Annotated in this window: 15 protein-coding genes and 1 other RNA gene; all 16 read right to left on the bottom strand. The window is 64.1% G+C overall.

Features of this window, described 5'->3' with window-relative positions; all coding sequences use genetic code 11:
• Window positions 1-234: 234 nt before the first annotated feature.
• The gene (gene murB / locus AC3A4H_RS10425) at window positions 235-1,200 is read right to left on the bottom strand and encodes a UDP-N-acetylmuramate dehydrogenase (protein WP_487766625.1); all 966 of its coding nucleotides are present in this window, start codon (window positions 1,198-1,200) and stop codon (window positions 235-237) included.
• The gene (gene murC, locus AC3A4H_RS10420) at window positions 1,197-2,603 is read right to left on the bottom strand and encodes a UDP-N-acetylmuramate--L-alanine ligase (protein WP_487766624.1); all 1,407 of its coding nucleotides are present in this window, start codon (window positions 2,601-2,603) and stop codon (window positions 1,197-1,199) included. Before murC ends, murB begins: the two co-directional genes overlap by 4 nt.
• Window positions 2,600-3,727, bottom strand: a complete 1,128-nt coding sequence (gene murG, locus AC3A4H_RS10415) for an undecaprenyldiphospho-muramoylpentapeptide beta-N-acetylglucosaminyltransferase (RefSeq protein WP_487766623.1) — start codon at window positions 3,725-3,727, stop codon at window positions 2,600-2,602. Before murG ends, murC begins: the two co-directional genes overlap by 4 nt.
• Before the next feature lies 1 nt (window position 3,728).
• The gene (ftsW, locus tag AC3A4H_RS10410) at window positions 3,729-4,883 is read right to left on the bottom strand and encodes a putative lipid II flippase FtsW (protein WP_487766622.1); all 1,155 of its coding nucleotides are present in this window, start codon (window positions 4,881-4,883) and stop codon (window positions 3,729-3,731) included.
• Window positions 4,883-6,283, bottom strand: coding sequence for a UDP-N-acetylmuramoyl-L-alanine--D-glutamate ligase (murD, locus tag AC3A4H_RS10405; protein ID WP_487766621.1), 1,401 nt, complete (start codon window positions 6,281-6,283; stop codon window positions 4,883-4,885). The genes ftsW and murD overlap by 1 nt, the downstream gene beginning before the upstream one ends.
• A 2-nt stretch (window positions 6,284-6,285) precedes the next feature.
• Window positions 6,286-7,368, bottom strand: coding sequence for a phospho-N-acetylmuramoyl-pentapeptide-transferase (gene mraY / locus AC3A4H_RS10400; protein WP_348777367.1), 1,083 nt, complete (start codon window positions 7,366-7,368; stop codon window positions 6,286-6,288).
• Between the two features lie 23 nt (window positions 7,369-7,391).
• Complete coding sequence (locus AC3A4H_RS10395; protein WP_487766620.1) at window positions 7,392-8,825, bottom strand: UDP-N-acetylmuramoylalanyl-D-glutamyl-2,6-diaminopimelate--D-alanyl-D-alanine ligase; 1,434 nt, start codon at window positions 8,823-8,825, stop codon at window positions 7,392-7,394.
• Entirely contained in the window at window positions 8,822-10,273 is a 1,452-nt protein-coding gene (locus AC3A4H_RS10390) for a UDP-N-acetylmuramoyl-L-alanyl-D-glutamate--2,6-diaminopimelate ligase (RefSeq protein ID WP_487766619.1), read from the bottom strand. The genes AC3A4H_RS10395 and AC3A4H_RS10390 overlap by 4 nt, the downstream gene beginning before the upstream one ends.
• 48 nt (window positions 10,274-10,321) lie before the next feature.
• Window positions 10,322-12,034, bottom strand: coding sequence for a peptidoglycan D,D-transpeptidase FtsI family protein (locus AC3A4H_RS10385; RefSeq protein WP_487766618.1), 1,713 nt, complete (start codon window positions 12,032-12,034; stop codon window positions 10,322-10,324).
• Window positions 12,031-12,396, bottom strand: a complete 366-nt coding sequence (ftsL, locus tag AC3A4H_RS10380; RefSeq protein WP_348777371.1) for a cell division protein FtsL — start codon at window positions 12,394-12,396, stop codon at window positions 12,031-12,033. Before ftsL ends, AC3A4H_RS10385 begins: the two co-directional genes overlap by 4 nt.
• Window positions 12,397-12,400: 4 nt before the next feature.
• Entirely contained in the window at window positions 12,401-13,417 is a 1,017-nt protein-coding gene (rsmH, locus tag AC3A4H_RS10375; protein ID WP_487766617.1) for a 16S rRNA (cytosine(1402)-N(4))-methyltransferase RsmH, read from the bottom strand.
• Complete coding sequence (mraZ, locus tag AC3A4H_RS10370) at window positions 13,417-13,881, bottom strand: division/cell wall cluster transcriptional repressor MraZ (protein WP_348777730.1); 465 nt, start codon at window positions 13,879-13,881, stop codon at window positions 13,417-13,419. The genes rsmH and mraZ overlap by 1 nt, the downstream gene beginning before the upstream one ends.
• Window positions 13,882-14,326: 445 nt before the next feature.
• An RNA gene (rnpB, locus tag AC3A4H_RS10365) (RNase P RNA component class A) lies at window positions 14,327-14,726 on the bottom strand.
• A gap of 88 nt (window positions 14,727-14,814) precedes the next feature.
• Complete coding sequence (locus tag AC3A4H_RS10360) at window positions 14,815-15,546, bottom strand: lytic transglycosylase domain-containing protein (protein ID WP_487766616.1); 732 nt, start codon at window positions 15,544-15,546, stop codon at window positions 14,815-14,817.
• A 186-nt stretch (window positions 15,547-15,732) separates the two neighbouring features.
• Window positions 15,733-16,497 (bottom strand): N-acetylmuramoyl-L-alanine amidase, encoded by a 765-nt coding sequence (locus AC3A4H_RS10355; protein WP_487766615.1) that lies wholly within the window; start codon window positions 16,495-16,497, stop codon window positions 15,733-15,735.
• On the bottom strand, window positions 16,494-17,213 hold the full coding sequence (locus AC3A4H_RS10350; RefSeq protein ID WP_487766614.1) for a TerB family tellurite resistance protein: 720 nt from the start codon (window positions 17,211-17,213) through the stop codon (window positions 16,494-16,496). Before AC3A4H_RS10350 ends, AC3A4H_RS10355 begins: the two co-directional genes overlap by 4 nt.
• Between the last annotated feature and the right edge of the window lie 13 nt (window positions 17,214-17,226).

Here is a 17,226-nt window from a genome sequence, read left to right as displayed (position 1 = left end):
TACGCATCACTGAAAAGAGTCCGAGTCTTCCGGCAGGCACCCCTCCAGACGGAAAACGCGACGCACGCGCCCAAACGACTCAAATCAGGAAACGCTTTTCCCCAAAGAATCAGAGAGTTGATTCCGTGGCAAGCCCTTAGGATTCAAGATGAATCAAATTTTTCACAAATTGATCAAATAGCGCTTCGAGCAGGCCATCGGCGGCCTGCGCACGGCTACCGAAACGGGCGCTGCTTAGAGCAGCCGGCCGAGGAACTCCTGCACCTCGCGACCCTGGCGAAAATCGCCGATGCGCTTTATTTCCCAGTGCAGCCTTATGCCGGAATTCTCCAGCACGCGCGCGCGCACGGTTTCGCCCAGGTGCTCGAGGTCATAGCCCGAGGCGCTGCCGGTGTTGATCATGAAATTGCAGTGCATCGGCGACATCTGCGCGCCACCGATCATCAGTCCGCGGCAGCCGGCCCTGTCGATCTCCTTCCAGGCAGAACTGCCCTCCGGGTTCTTGAAGGTCGAGCCGCCGGTCTTCTCGCGGATGGGCTGAACGGTTTCCCGGTGATGCTGAACGGCATCCATCGCAGCGCGGATCTCGTCCTGCCCTTCCGGATAGCCCTCGAACGTGGCCGAGGTGAAGATGAAGTCTGCCGGCACCGAAGAATGGCGATACGAGTAGCCCATGTCGGCGTTCGAAAGCACGTGCAGGTTGCCCTGCCGGTCCAGCGCGCGCACCTCCACCACGCGTTCCCGCGTCTCGGCACCATTGGCGCCCGCATTCATGCGCAGCGCCCCGCCGATGCTGCCCGGAATGCCGTGATAGAAATGGAAGCCGCCAATGCCTGCCTCGAGGGCCACGGCCGCGACGCGCTTGTCTGGTGCGGCGGCGCCCGCCTTCAGGCGCGTGGGCGAAATGACCTCGACCTCGCCGAAGCCCTTGGCCGATAGACGCACCACAAAGCCGCGGATGCCGCCTTCCCTCACCAACAGGTTGGAGCCGATGCCGACAATCGTGAGCGGGATATCCTCAGGCACGGCCTTCAGGAAGGCCGCGAGATCCTCTTCGTCGGCCGGCTGGAAAAGCGCGTCGGCCGTGCCGCCGGCACGGAACCAGGTGATCTTTTCCATCTCTGCGTCTGAAGTGATCCGGCCGCGAAGTCCCGACAGACGGTCTCCGAGTTCGGCAAGCAGCTTTTCGCCCCGCGTCATGCCCCTTCCCCACCCAACTCCCTGGGCAATGCATAAGCCCATTGCGTGATGTTGCCCGCTCCCAAGAATACAACGAAGTCGCCCGGCTTGGCCAGTTCACGCACCACGGGCGCAATTGCCTCCGGTCCATCGATGTAGCGCGCGTCGCGATGGCCGCCAGCGCGGATGCGGGAAGCAAGCGCCTGGGAGTTGACGCCATCGATCGGCTCTTCGCCTGCGGCATAGACCGGCGCGACCATGACGGTGTCGGCATCGTTGAAGCAGGCCGAGAAGTCGTCGAACAGATCGTTCAGCCGGGTGAAGCGGTGCGGTTGGGCAATTGCGATGACACGCCCCTGGCAGGCATCGCGCGCGGCCTTGAGCACCGCCTTGATTTCCACCGGATGGTGGCCGTAGTCGTCGAACACCTGCACGCCGTTCCAGCTTCCTGTCGGCGTAAAGCGCCGCTTGACGCCGCCGAAGGAGGAAAGCCCCTTCCGGATGTCGTCGGCCGACAGGCCGAGCTCGTGCGCGATCGCAACTGCCGCGGTGGCGTTCGAGACATTGTGACGGCCGGGCATCGGCAGGCGCAAATCGGCGATGACGGTATGCTCGCCGGTCTTGCGGTTGCGAATAACCACATCGAAAAGCGAGGCGGCTCCGTCCATGCGATGCCGGGTGAAGCGGAAGTCTGCCTGCGCGTTCTCGCCATAGGTGATGACGCGACGGTCCTCGATGCGCGACACCAGGGCCTGCACCTCCGGGTGGTCCGTGCACATCACGCCGAAGCCATAGAACGGCACGTTCTCGACGAACTGGCGGAAGGCCGCGCGCACCTTGTCGAAAGAGCCGTAGTGGTCGAGGTGTTCCGGGTCGATATTGGTGACGACCGCGATATCGGCCGGCAGCTTCAGGAAGGTGCCGTCGCTCTCATCGGCCTCAACCACCATCCAGTCGCCCTTGCCTATGCGTGCATTGGTGCCGTAGGCGTTGATGATGCCGCCATTGATCACGGTCGGGTCGAGGTCGCCGGCCTCCAGCAGCGCGGCAACCATCGAGGTGGTCGTTGTCTTGCCGTGCGTGCCGCCGATGGCGATTGCCTGGCTGAAGCGCATCACCTCTGCCAGCATCTCGGCGCGCCGCACGATCGGCAGCGGCTTTTCGCGCGCCGCAACCAGCTCCGGGTTGGTATTCTTGATCGCGGTCGACACGACCACCACTTCCGCATCGCCGAGGTTCTCGGCGCGGTGGCCCACGAAGCACTCGATGCCCTTTTCGCGCAGGCGCTGCACATTGGCGCTGTCGGCCTGATCCGAGCCCTGTACCTTGTAGCCGAGGTTATGCAGCACCTCGGCAATGCCGCTCATGCCGATGCCGCCGATGCCGATGAAATGCACGAGGCCGATCGTCTGCCGCATCTTCATGGGCGCACCCCTTCCTTGATCCGTTCGATAGGTTTACGGGCCGCAATAGCCTCTGTGAGGTCGGCAAGCAACCGCACAGCATCCGGCTTGCCCGCCTCCCTGGCGGCCAGCGCCATCCCATTCAGCCTGTTCGGATCGGCAATGAGATCCGCCAGCAGCCGCGACAGCGTTTCCACGGACAGCGTCGACTGCTGGTGCACCTCGGCGCCGCCCTTGGCTGCGAGGGTCGCGGCATTGGCTGCCTGGTCGTGGTCGAGCGCATATGGATAAGGCACCAGAAGCGCTGGCCGACCGATCACCGCAATTTCCGAAACGGTCGATGCACCGGAACGGGCAATGACCAGATGCGCGGTCGCGATGCGTGCTGCCATGTCGGAGAAGAAGGGCGACACCTCGGCCGTTATCCCCAGTTCGGCATAGGCGGCGGTCACCCGATCCACATCCGGACCTCGCGCCTGCTGCACGACGCTGAGCCGCCTGCGCAGCGCCTCTGGCAGCGCAGCGACCGCCGGCGGCACCGCGTCGGAGAAGAACTGCGCGCCCTGGCTGCCGCCGAAAACGAGCAGGCGGAACGGTTCGCCCGGACCGGACGGCCCGTAGGGAGCGCCCGCCGCCTTCAGAACGGCCGGCCGCACCGGATTTCCGGTCGCGATGGTCTTGCCGGCGAACGCGCCCGACCGCTCGTCGAGGAATCCGCCGGCGATTGCCGTCACGCGCGCGGCCAGCGCCTTGTTGGCGCGGCCCATGACGGCGTTCTGTTCGTGGATCAGCGCAGGCACCCGCCGGCGCGTGGCAGCAAAGACCGGCGGCAAGGTGGGATAGCCGCCGAAACCAACCACCGCGGCAGGCTTGATCCGGCGAATGACATCGTTCGACTGGCGAAAACCACGCCAGATCGACAAGAACGCACCCAGCATCTTCACCGGATTGCGGGAGCCGATCATGGCTGACGCGATGGAGTGGATTTGCTTGGCCGGAAATTCGCCGGCATAGCGCCCGGCGCGCTCGTCGGTGGCAAGATGCACCTCCCAGCCGCGCGAGATCAGCTCATGTGCCAGCGCCTCGGCCGGAAAGAGATGGCCGCCGGTGCCTCCGGCAGCGAGCAGGATCGTTTTCTCAGCCATGTCATTCCGCCGCCAGGGCATGCCCGGACACGCCGGGGAGGCCGAGCTGCTTGCGCCTTTCCGGCTTCTTGCGCGACAGGGCCAGCACCATGCCCATCGAAATCGCAATGGCGATCTGCGAGGAGCCGCCATAGGAGATGAACGGCAGCGTCATGCCCTTGGCCGGCATGAGCTGCAGATTGACGCCCATGTTGATCACCGACTGCAGGCCGAACACGACCACCAGACCCGCAACGGCGTAGCGGGTGAAATCGTCGTGTTCCTTCAGCGCAATGGACAGTCCGCGCAGCACGATGAAGGCAAACAGCGACATGATGACGATGCACAGCACGATGCCGAACTCTTCGCCTGCCACCGCGAAGACGAAGTCGGCATGGCTGTCGGGGATGACGCGCTTGACCGTGCCCTCGCCCGGCCCGACGCCGAACCAGCCGCCATTGATGACCGCGTCGCGCCCCATGTCGACCTGGAATGTATCGCCCTCGCCGGTCAGGAAGCGATCGATACGGCCGGCGACGTGGGGGAATATGGTGTAGGCCGCCGCGAGACCGCCCGCGCCGAGAACCCCCAGCACGATGATCCACAGCCATGGCATTCCGGCCATGAAGAACATGACGCCCCATGTGCCCGCTGCCAGCATGGTCTGGCCGAGGTCGGGCTGGGCGACCAGAAGCGCCACGACAAGCACAAGCAGGATCATGGCAAACAGGTTGCCCGGAATGTCGGGCTGGCGGGCATGCTCGGCAAACAGCCAGGCGCAGACGATGACGAAAGCCGGCTTGAGGAATTCCGATGGCTGCACGGAGACGCCCGCAAACGACACCCAGCGCCGCGCGCCCTTGACCTCAACGCCGACATAGAGAACCGCCACCATGAGAACCAGCGAGATGCAAAGCATGATCAGCGCCATGCGCCGCACCTCGCGGGCCTGCAGGAAGGAGACGGCTATCATCACGGCCAAAGCCGGAATGGTGAAAAAGATCTGGCGGGTCGCGAAGTGGAAGCTGTCGAGCCCGATGCGCTCGGCCACCGCCGGGCTGGCGGCGAAGGAGAGCACAATGCCCAGCCCCATCAGCGACAGGAAGGCGGCGAGGAACCAGCGGTCCACCGTTCGCCACCAGACGGCGACGGGGCTTCTGTCGAGGCGGCTAGACATTATCTCGTCCCTCCGATCAGCGTGATCCGGTCGATCGCGGCCACCGCCTCCTTGAAGGCGTCGCCACGCACTTCGAAATTCTTGAACTGGTCGAAACTTGCACAAGCCGGCGAAAGCAGCACGACCACTTCGCCGGAATCGTCTCGCTCAGCATCATGCGCCGCATGTTCCACGGCGGCCGCCAGCGTGCCGGAAATCTCGTAGGGCACAGCCTCGCCCAGCGTCGCGGAAAACGCAGGCGCGGCCTCGCCGATCAGATAGGCCTTGGCAATTCGCGGGAAGAAGCCGCGCAACGGCTCGATGCCACCCTCCTTCGGCAGTCCTCCCGCGATCCAGTAGATGCGCGGGAAGCTCGACAGCGCCGGCGCAGAAGCGTCGGCATTGGTGGCCTTGGAGTCGTTGACGAACAGCACATGGTCCTTGCGGCCCACCTGCTCCATGCGGTGCGCGAGGCCGGGGAAACTCTCGAGGCCGGCCTGGATCTCGCCCAGGTCGAGCCCGACCTTGAGGCATGCGGCGACAGCGGCAAGCGCGTTCTGCGCATTGTGCTGGCCGCGCAGCGAGCCGATGCCTTCCAGAAAGCCGATGCGGCTGTAGCGTCCGTGCACTGCTTCCATCAGGTCGGTGCCGTCGGCGAAATAACCGTCGGTCAGCGGCAGCCGTTTCGAAATGCGGATAACATCCTTGCCGGCCTTTTCGAGCCGGTCTGCGATCTGGGCGCAGTAGACGTCGTCAACGCCCACAATGGCGGTTTCGCTGCCTGCGACGAGCCGCTCCTTGATCGACGCATAGTGCTGCATGGTGCCATGGCGGTCGAGGTGGTCGGGCGTAAGGTTGAGCAGCACCCCGGCCGTAGGGTTGATCGAGGGCGCCAGATCGATCTGGTAGGAAGAGCATTCCACGACATAGTGCCGGCCGGGCTGCGGCGGATCGAGCGTCATGACGGCGCGCCCGATATTTCCGCCCATCTGGGCATCGCGGCCGGAAGAACTGATGATGTGCGCCGTCAGGGCCGTGGTGGTCGACTTGCCGTTGGTGCCGGTGATGGCGATGAAGGGCGCATACGGCGCGCGCGCGGTGCGCTCGCGCGCGAACAGTTCGACGTCGCCGATCACCTCCACACCTGCGGCTCGCGCCAGTTCTACCGTCCAGTGCGGCTTGGGGTGCGTCAGCGGCACGCCGGGCGAAAGGACAAAGGAGGAAAAGCCGCTCCAGTCGGCATGGCGCAGGTCGCCAGTGCCGATGCCATCGGCCTGGGCTTTCGACACGCTTTCCGGATTGTCGTCCCAGGCCAGCACCTCGGCCCCGCCCTCGATCAGGGCGCGCGCAGTCGCGATGCCGGAGCCGCCAAGCCCGAAAAGCGCGACGCGCCTGCCGTGGAAGGAACTCGCCGGGATCATGCTCACCTCAGCTTGAGGGTCGACAGGCCGACCAGCGCCAGGATGACGGCGATGATCCAGAAGCGGATCACCACCTGGCTCTCGGTCCAGCCGAGTTTTTCGAAGTGATGATGGATCGGTGCCATCAGGAACACGCGCCGGCCGGTGAGCTTGAAAAAGCCGACCTGGATGATGACCGACAACGCCTCCATGACGAACAGGCCGCCGATGATCGCCAGCACGATCTCGTGCTTGGTGGCGACGGCGATCGCGCCGATCAGGCCGCCGAGCGCGAGCGACCCGGTGTCGCCCATGAAGATGGCGGCGGGCGGAGCGTTGAACCAGAGAAAGCCGAGGCCGGCGCCGATGACCGCGCCGAGGATGACGGCCAGTTCGCCGGTGCCCGGCACGAAGTGGATCTGCAGATATTCGGCGAACACAGCGTTACCCGAGAGATAGGCAATGACGCCGAAGGACGCCGCGGCGATCATGATCGGCACTATGGCAAGCCCGTCCAGACCGTCGGTCAGGTTGACCGCGTTGCCCGCGCCCACGATGACGAAGCAGGCGAAGGGAATGAAGAACCAGCCGAGATTGATCAGCAGGTCCTTGATGAAGGGGAAGGTGAGCGAGGAGGAAAACGGCTCCTGCCCGGCGTGCATGATCGCCCATGCCGCGATGGCGGCGATGAGGAACTCGATGGCCAGCCGCGCCTTGCCGGAAAAGCCCAGATGCGATTGCTTCGTCACCTTCAGATAGTCATCGTAGAAGCCGATGGCGCCGAAGCCGAGCGTGACCAGAAGCACCACCCAGACATAAACGCTCTTCACGTTGGCCCACAGCAACGACGAACCGACGATGCCGCAGAGGATCATCAATCCGCCCATGGTCGGCGTACCGGCCTTCTTGAAATGGGTCTGCGGGCCATCGGCGCGGATCGGCTGGCCCTTGCCCTGCCGCAGACGCAGCGAGTCGATGATGGTTGGCCCGAAGATGAACACGATCAGCGCAGCCGTGATCAGCGCGCCGCCGGTGCGGAAGGTGATGTAGCGAAATACGTTGAAGACCGAGATGTGGTCCGAGAATTCGACGAGCAGTGTGAGCATCTAGCGGTTGTCCAGGACCATCTTCAGTTTTGCATCGTGTTTCCGGCTGCATCCGGAAAGCGTTCCAAGAGCGCATCGACCAGCTTCGAAAAGCCGATGCTCTTCGACGACTTGACCATGACGACGTCGCCCGGTCGGATCGCCTGCATCAGCACGGGCTTGAGCTCGTCGCCGGTTGCGCGGTGTTCGGCATGGAAGTCGCTCGGCAGGATTTCGGCTAGCGCCTTCATTTCCGGCCCGGCTAGGAAGACCAGGTCGGTACTCGTCTCGGTTATCAATTCCGCCAGCGCGGTGTGCAGCCTGGCAGAATGCTCGCCAAGCTCCAGCATGTCGCCCAGCACGGCGATGCGCCGCGATCCGGGCGCCACCGGCGTCGCCTCCAGCAAAGCCATGGCAGCCTGCATGGAAGCGGGATTGGCGTTGTAGCTTTCGTCGATCAGGATGAAGGTTCCCTCCGGATGACGCAGCGTATGGCGCCGCCCGCGGCCGCGTTCCGGAACCAGATCGGCCAGCGCGAGCGCCGCGCGGGTCACGTCGGCACCGACCAGCTGCGCGGCTCCGAGCACCGCAAGCGCGTTCTGCACGATGTGCCGGCCGGGGGCCCCGATCTTGGCCGCCACATCCTGTCCACCCACATTCGCCGTCAGGATCGAGTGGCTGGCATGCAGCACGAAATTGGTGAGCCGGACCTTCGCATTGGCGTTCTCGCCGTAGCCCCACACGTTTTCCACGCCTGCCTCGCGGGCCAACTGTTCGAGAAGCTTGAAGCGCGGATCGTCGCGATTGACGAGTGCGGCGCCACCTGGCTCGACGCCCTCGAAAATCTCGGCCTTGGCTCTGGCAATGTCGTCGAGGCTGCTGAAATGGCCGAGATGCGCCGGAGCAATCGACGTGACGATGGCCACATGCGGGCGCACCATCCTAACCAGCGGGCGGATCTCGTTCTCATGGTTCATGCCGATCTCGAACACGGCATAGTCGCAATCGGCCGGCATGCGGGCGAGCGTCAGCGGCACGCCCCAGTGATTGTTGAAGGACATGGGCGAGGCGTGCACCTTGCCGACCGCTGAAAGGCCGCAGCGCAGCGCCTCCTTGGTGCTGGTCTTGCCTACCGAGCCCGTGACGGCAACGATGCGGGCATCGCTGCGGGCGCGGGCGGCCATGCCCAGCTTTTCCAGCGCCTCCAGAACATCGGGCACCACGATCATCGGCGAGGTCAGCCGGCCGAGCGCCGGAAGCTTGGCTTCAGCCACCACCAGCAATCCCGCGCCGGCCTTCATGGCAGCAGTCGCGAAGTCGTGGCCGTCCATCGCCTCGCCCTTGATGGCGAAGAAGGCATCGCCGGGTTGCAACGTGCGGGTGTCGATTGAAATCCCGCTCACGCCATCGGGCAACTGGCCTAAGGGCCGGCCTTCCATGGCGGTGACAAGCGCCTGGGATGTCCATAGAAGGTTCATGCCGAGCGCTCCTCGATGGTGCGCCGCACCTCCTCATGGTCAGAAAACGGAAGCGTCTCGCTGCCCACCGTCTGCCCCTCTTCGTGACCCTTGCCGGCCACGATCAGCGTGTCGCCCGCATGCAGCATGGAAATGGCCTCGCGTATCGCCTGCCGCCGGTCGCCGATCTCGATGGCGCCGGGGGCGGCAGCCATGACGGCGGCGCGGATCTCGGCAGGCACTTCCGAACGCGGATTGTCGTCGGTGACGATGGCCACATCGGCAAGCCTGGTGGCAATCTCGCCCATGATCGGACGCTTGCCGCGGTCGCGATCACCGCCGCAACCGAACACCACCACGACGCGGCCGGTGGTGAACGGCCGCACCGAGGCCAGGACGTTCTCCAGCGCATCGGGCTTGTGGGCGTAGTCGACATAGACCGGCGCGCCCTCCGCCGTGGTGCCTACCAGTTCCAACCGCCCGGGCGCACCCTTCAGCTTCTCGAGCGCGGCCAGCGCCTTCGCGGCCGGCGTGCCCGTCGAGATCGCCAGGCCGGCGGCAACCAAGGCGTTGAAAATCTGGAAATCGCCGGCCAGCGGCAGGTCGATCTCGTAGATGACGCCGTCCACCTCGATCTCCGCACGCTGGCGGAAACGCTCATGCTCGACGCGCTTCAACTGCAGGAAATCGCCATGGCGGCCGACGGTCAGCACCTTGAGCCCCGCGGCGCGGGCGGCCTCGATGGTGGGTGCAGACCATGGATCATCGGCGAAGATCACTGCCGGCGCGCCCTTGGGCAACAGTTCGTTGAACAGGCGCAGCTTGGCGCGGTGATACTCCTCGACCGTCGGATGATAGTCCATATGGTCGCGGCCGAGATTGGTGAATGCGCCGGCAGCAAGCCGCACGCCGTCGAGCCGCCGCTGGTCCAGGCCGTGGCTGGAAGCCTCCATTGCCGCGTGCGTAATGCCGGCTTCGGCCAGTTCAGCCAGCAGGCGATGCAATTCGACCGGGTCCGGCGTCGTCAGCGAGCCATATTCATTGCGGCCGGGCGCAATCACGCCGGTGGTGCCGATGCTCGCGGACGCGAAACCGACCTGCTCCCAGACCTGCCGGGTGAAGGCGGCCACCGAGGTCTTGCCGCTGGTGCCGGTCACCGCCACCATGGTCTCGGGCTGGCGGCCGGCAAGCTCCGCTGCAATCATGGCCAGCGCGTGCCGGGGATCTTCAACCGTGATGACGGGAATGGAGAGCGCCCCAATAGACGCCTCCTTCCCGGCCACGATCCCCACCGCGCCACGCGCTGCAGCATCGGCGGCGTAGGCAGCGCCATCGGCCTTCGTGCCTGGAACAGCCACGAACAGATCGCCCGGCTTGATCCGTCGCGAATCAGAAGAGATCCCGCCGATCTCCAGATCGTCGGAAAGGGCATTGACGGGCAGGAACGCGGCGAGATGTTTCAGTTTCATCGACTTCCGTCACAAACAAATGGCGCGCCAGCCGGCGCGCCCCTAGAATCAATCGTACGAGACCAGCGTTGCCTGAGTTTCATGGCTGAAATCTGGCTTCACGCCAAGAAAGGATGCAGACCGCCGTATGATGTTGGCAACAACGGGGGCCGCGTTGAGGCCTGCTGTCGCAGACATTCCCGGCTTCTCCGGCTTCGGTTCGTCGACAATGCTCAGCACTACATATTGCGGATCATCCATCGGGAAAGCCGCGAGGAAAGCGTTGAAACGGACATTCGGCGCATAGCGGCCATTGACCACCTTTTCAGCCGTGCCCGTCTTGCCGCCGACGCGGTATCCGGGCACCTCCGCCCTCCTGCCGGAGCCCTTTTCGGCGTTGAGGCGATAGAGGTAACGCATATCCTCGCTGGTCCTTGCGTTGACGACCTGCCGTGACGCGGCCATCGCCTCTTCTTCCGTGCGCGGCAGGAAGGTCGGATTCATCAGGCGGCCGCCATTCATCAGGGCCGCGGTACCGACTGCTGTCTGCAGCGGCGTCGTCGACATGCCGTGGCCGAAAGAAATCGTGATGGAGTGGACCTTCTTCCACACCTTCGGCTCGGTCGGCCGCGCCACTTCCGGCAACTCGGTCTGCAGCCGGTCAAGCAGGCCGATGCGCTTGAGGAACTCGCGATGCCCTTCGATGCCGACCACGTCGGCCTCGCGCGCGGAGCCGATGTTCGAGGAGTAGATGAACACTTCCGGCACAGTCAGCACGCGGCCCTTTCCGTGGAAATCGCGGATGGTCTGGCGCCCGATGGTGATTGGTTTCGTCGCGTCAAAGGTGCTGTTGAGGTTGACCTTGCCGGAATCGAGCGCCATCGCCGTGGTGAAGGTCTTGATGGTCGACCCCATCTCGTAGACGCCCGCCGACATGCGGTTCAGCCTGTCCTTGTCGAGCGCATTGTGCGGATTGTTGGGGTCGAAATCCGGCACCGATGCCATCGCCAGAACTTCGCCCGTCTTGACGTTGAGCACGACGGCGCCGGCGGCGATTGCGTTATACTTCTCCATCGCCCGGGCGATTTCGTCACGCACGATGTGCTGCACGCGGAGGTCGATCGACAGGCGCACCGGCTTCAGGTCCTTGGCCACCGCCAGTCCGGAAGCCTGGAGATCGGCAAGACCCTGATCGTCGATGTACTTCTCCATCCCCGCGATGCCCTGGTTATCGATATTGGTCAGGCCGAGGATGTGCGAGGCGGTCGGTCCGCCGGGATAGAAACGACGCTTTTCGGTGCGGAACCCGATGCCCGGCAGCCCGAGTTGCATGATGTCGTGCTGCTGCTTGGGCGTGAGCTGACGCTTGAGCCAGACGAAGCCCGTGCCGCTCTTGAGCTTCTTGTAGGTCTGTTCGACATCGATGTCCGGCAAGACGGTGGACAGCTTTTCGATCACCTCGTCCGCATCGACGACGCGGCGCGGCTCGGCAAACAGGGAAGCAGTCTTGATGTCGGTGGCCAGGACTTCGCCGTTGCGGTCGACGATGTCGGGGCGCGAGGCCGTAACGCGAGATGCCGGGCCGCCGCCCTCGTCCGGCTCCAGCATGCCCAGATAAACCAGTCGGCCGGCGATCGTGGCATAGATGCCGAAGAACACGGCCATGGTCATGACGACACGGTTCTTGGTCCGGCCGCCCGTCGCCTTGCGGGCGCCGTCGACGACGATGGATGCGGTGGAACCCTGGCCCTTCGAAAGACGCTTGCGCCAGAGCCTCATCATCGCACTGCCCCCGTCACCACCTTGTCGGTGCCGCTTTGGGCCATGGCGCCGACTGGATCGGTGGAGAAATCCTCCACGGGGCGCATCGGAATCTCGTTCAGCTCGACGACCTGCCGCGCCTCGACGGGTTCGAGCTGAAGCTCGGACTGGTAGGTTTCGGCCAGTTTCTGCAGCCGCGATGGCTGGGTCAGGAGGCTCCAGTCGGCCTTCAACAGGTCGATGGAGTCTTCCTCGAACCTGATCTGCTGCTCGATCTTGCGCACAGCGGCGAGTTGTTCCTCGGCCTCGTGCTTGACCTTGTAGGTAAAGGCGGCCGCCGAAACCATTGCGGCGATGAGAAGGATGTCGGTTGTACGAAACATGCCCCTACCTTTCTTCCCCGGCCGAGCGGACTTCAGGCAGCTTCGGCAGGCCGAAGATCGAAAAATCCGCCGTGCGCGCCGGCGCCTCGGTTCGAACCGCAGCCCGAAGCTTGGCCGAGCGCGCGCGTGGATTGCCCGCGATCTCGTCCTCGGTCGGCCCCACTGCGCCGCCCGCCTTCGCGAACGTCGCCGATTTCGTGTGCGTTTCAGGCAGATAGCGTGAACCCGCCACCGTGCCGGACCTGTCGGCGATGAAACGTTTGACGATGCGATCTTCGAGCGAATGGAAGGTGACCACCACCAGCCGGCCCCCGGGCTTGAGCGCCCGCTCGGCCGCGAACAGCGCACGCGCCAGTTCGCCGAGTTCGTCATTGACGAAGATGCGTAGCGCCTGGAACACGCGGGTCGCGGGGTGGATCTTGTCCTTCGGATTGCGGCCAACGAGATCGGCTATCGACTCGGCCAGGTCACGCGTGCGCTCAAACGGGCGCTCCGCGCGGCGCTTCTCGATCATGCGGGCGATACGGCCGGCATGGCGCTCCTCGCCCAAAAAGCCGAAGATGCGGGCGAGATCGCCCGACTTGAAGCGATTGACGACATCGGCCGCACTCAATCCCGCTTGCGCCATGCGCATGTCCAGCGGCCCGTCGGCGCGAAAGGAGAAGCCGCGCTCGGCCTGGTCAAGCTGCATGGAAGACACGCCGATGTCGAGCACCACGCCGTCGACCTGCGTCGCATGCTGATCCAGGCTGGAAAACGGCGCCTGCACGAGCCGCAAGCGGCCGGCGGATTTCTCCTCCAGCTCGCGGCCGGCCGCAATCGCGTCGGGATCCCGGTCGATGGCGATCACGTTCGCGCCCGCTGCCAGTATGGCGCGGGTGTAGCCGCCGGCGCCGAAGGTGCCGTCGACGATGGTCTCGCCCGGCTCCGGCGCCAGTGCCGCCAGTACTTCGTTCAGAAGAACCGGAATGTGGCGGGCCGGTCCGCCAACGGCATGATCGTCTTCGCCGCTGCCCGCCATCACTCCGTTTCTCCTGCTGCTTTGGTAACTGTCCCCTGCCGAAGCTTCAAAAGCCGCGCGCGCACCTCCGAACCATGAGCCCGGAGCCGTTCCGGCTCCCACATCTGGAAGAAGCTGCCACGCCCGACAAACGCCACCTCCAAGGAGATGCCGGTGTGCTCGCGCATGAAATCCGTAACTGTGATGCGACCATCCTGATCCAGCTTCAGGAACATCCCGTCGCCATGGCAGAAAAATGACATGTCGTCTGCCGTGCGATGGAAAGGATCCTCCTGCGCGATCCGCTGCTCGTAGCGATCGAGCAGGTCGAGCCCGCCCACGTCCAGCGCGGGCGTCTCCAGCGCCCGCAGCGCATAGAGCTCGCTGTAGCCTCGCTTCTGGACCACGGAACGAAAATGTGCGGGAACGGAGACGCGCCCCTTGGCGTCGATCCTGTTCACTGCATTGGACAGAAACCGGTCCATCGTTCGCGTCAGCCGCCTCCGTCGCGTTGTCTCTTGCCAGGCCTGCCGCGTCGACGCAAAGCCGGTCGCCTGCCCCGAAACCCTCGCCCGTGACTGCAACGAAGGCGCCTCGCGCAGCCAAACAGACCGCCCGCTTGCGGAACGCTTTATCCGGGACCGAAACAAGATCTTGATTGTCCGAGTGGGATAACATGGGCCAATATGGGCGTCAACGGGAACGGGCTACACGACGCCAGCCTCGCCCGTTGTTCGGCCGGAACTGGCGGCATCGCCGTCTTTATCCTCCATTAAGACTAACGAACCGTTTAGAAGCGGCTGCCGGCCTTGCTGGCGGATACCCGCTGCCACGAGCCAACGCAGCCACGGGCCCGGGACTTGAACCCGAACCGTCCTCCACTGCCGCAAGCATACGGGCAATGGATGCTCTCAATATGGAAGTGGAAGAAATGCCAGCCGGCCTATAAGCCGGGTTCTGTATGGCCCCCGCGCCTTGCGGCACGGAAGCGTGGCGACCATTCGTCTTGGGCGCATGTCGCCATACGCCTCACGCAACCTACCCGGATGACCAGGCCGGAAACAGCCCTGAGGGTCGCCCCTCTGTCATCCCTATTCGGTCTTGCTCCCGGTGGGGTTTACCGTGCCGCTCCTGTTGCCAGTCGCGCGGTGGGCTCTTACCCCACCCTTTCACCCTTACCGCAGACGGGTCCGCGGCGGTTTGCTTTCTGTGGCACTATCCCTGGGGTCGCCCCCGCCGGTCGTTATCCGGCACCGTGTTTCCATGGAGCCCGGACTTTCCTCACCTTCAGCCTTTCGGCTCTCGAAGGTGCGGCCGCCCGGCCAGCTGGCAGTGCGTATAAAGGCATTCGCTCGGCAAAACGCAAACGAAAAAGCCTGCCAGCGGCCGGGTTAGGCGCATTTGTCCCCCGCGCTGCATCAGTTCATCGCAAGATGCTGCTTGACCTTGCTGCAGTAGGCGGCCGAGACCGGGTTCATGCGCTTGGCGCCGTGGCCCGCATTGTACTTCAGGATCGTGCCGCAGGTGCTGCCGCCACCGAGCGAATGCGCCTTGGCCAGATACTTCATGCCGTACTTGATGTTGGTCTCGGGGTTGAACAGCCCCTGGGCACCACCGCTGTAGCCCATCATGCGGGCAGTGGCGGGCTTGATCTGCATGAGACCGATCTCGCCAGCGCCGCCGCGTGCGTTGGCGCGGTAGTTGCTTTCCACCTTGATAACGGCATGCGCGAGCGCAGTCGGAACGCCATATTCCGCAGCATAGCGGTTGACGATGCTGCTGTACTGCGCCTTGGCAGCCTGCGGCGTCTTGGCGGCGGCGTTGGCGGCCACCGACATGGTCTGAACCTTCTTGCCACCGCGCTTGTTCAGAACCACCTTGGTCCTTTTCGCGTTACGGGCGGCTTTCTTGGAGCGCTTGGTTGCCTTGCGCGGCGCCTTCACCGCGTGGGATGCCTGCAGGTCGAGCGTGCTGCTGAAGCCCCGCACGCCCGGAAGGCCGATCGCGTCATCAGTGTCGTTAACGGCGACAGAAGCAACGGAGAGCTTCTCCGTCGATTTCGGGCTCTTGGGAGCCAGAGGCTGGGCGTTTGCGGCAAAGCTGGTGAACGCGGCAGCAAGCGCCGCCGCCATCGCGGTCATTTTTTTCATGTGTACCTTGTCTATTCTTGGCCGCACGAACAGTGCTCGCGCAGCAACCCTTACTCAACAGGGGCCATCTTCTAGAGAGATTGCCCGTGACACGGCGAAGGATTTGCCAAGCGAATGGGCGGCAATGAAGGCCGCCGAAATCACAAAAGTTAACAGAGTGTAACTTGACGGGCCGGGAAGGCGCGGCTAACGCGAATCGAACGGCGACGAGGCGAGCAGCCGCCTCAACGTCTCCACAGTCGAGGGGTCGGCGATGCCGTCTACCCTGCGGGGGCGGAAGTGGCGCTGGAAGGCGGCAACAACGATTTCCGTCGGCCTGTCGAAAATTCCCGATTTTTCAATGCCGTAGCCGTAAAGGGAAAGCATCGACTGAATTTCTTCGACCTCGGCGCCTGCATCGCCAGGTTGCAGAGCCTGCCCTTTTCGCCTGCGGGCAGGCTCCACGAAGCGGCCAATTCCGGCGCGCGCCAGTTGCCGCCAGGGAAACTTTTCGCCGGGATCAACCTTGCGACCGGGTGACACATCAGAATGTGCTAAAATTCGTTCCGGCAGGATGCCGTAGCGGTCGATTATGTCCCGGCAGAGCGCAATTACGGCCTGAATTTGGCAATTTGGGAAGGGCCGATAGCCAAGATCGTGCCCCGGATTGACGATTTCGATGCCGACGGACCACGAATTCACATCGACAATTCCATGCCAGAAGCTCTTGCCGGCGTGCCAGGCGCGGTCGCTTTCGCGCACCATCTGCACGATACGGCCGTCCTCGTGCACAATATAATGAGACGACACCTCGCTGGCAGGGTTGCACAGCCAGGCTTCGGCCTCCTCGCCGGTCGCCATGCCGGTGTAGTGCAGGATGATCATGTCCGGCCGATCGGTGCCACGACGCGCCTTGAAGTTCGGCGAAACGCGAACTTTTGCGCCGGCATAATCTGGCGGAAATCCGCTCATGCCACCCGCGCTGCCTTCTCGATCGACGCATAGGCGGCGTTGATCGCTGCCAGACGGGTGGTCGCGATGCGGATGAATTCCTCCGGCAGCCCGCGGGCGATCATCCGGTCGGGATGGCTATTGGCCACCAGCCGCCGATAGTGGGCGCGCACTTCCGCGAAGGGGCGGTCGCGCGCTATGCCGAGCACCCGGTAGGGATCGGCGTCGCCGAGATCCAGATGCCGCGCCAGGATCGTCTGATAGTGATCCTCTTCGATCCTGAATATCTCGGAAACGCGCTTGAGGAACTCGCCCTCCCGCTCATGCAACAGGCCGTCTGCCTTGGCGATGTGGAACAGGCCGTCGAGGATGTCTTCCAGCATCGCACAGTTCTTGTGCCCGCTGCCGCACAGCTTGGCCATGCGTTCCGCGTATATCTCGAAACCTGCAACGTCCTGCTTGGCGATGTCGTAGAGCCGCGCCACGTTGCGGGCTTCTTCCGGCGGGACCGAGAATATTTCCCGAAACGCCCTTATCTCGTCCTGCGTCACCACGCCGTCGGCCTTGGCCATCTTGGCCGAAAGCGCAATCATAGCGACAGAAAAGGCTACGCGACGCCGGAGCTCCGCGTCTCCTTCGAAGACCGTGCGCAGGCCTTCCACCAGGTCGGCAACGCCGGCCCTGGCGGAACTGGAAATACGGATGACGAAGTCGCCTATGCGGTCCCAAATCGACATGGGCGCTTCATAG

The sequence above is a fragment of the Pseudaminobacter sp. Soil_N_29 genome, assembly GCF_057656055.1.
Note: the sequence above shows the minus strand (reverse complement) of the source record. Positions and strands in the feature narration are given on the sequence as shown.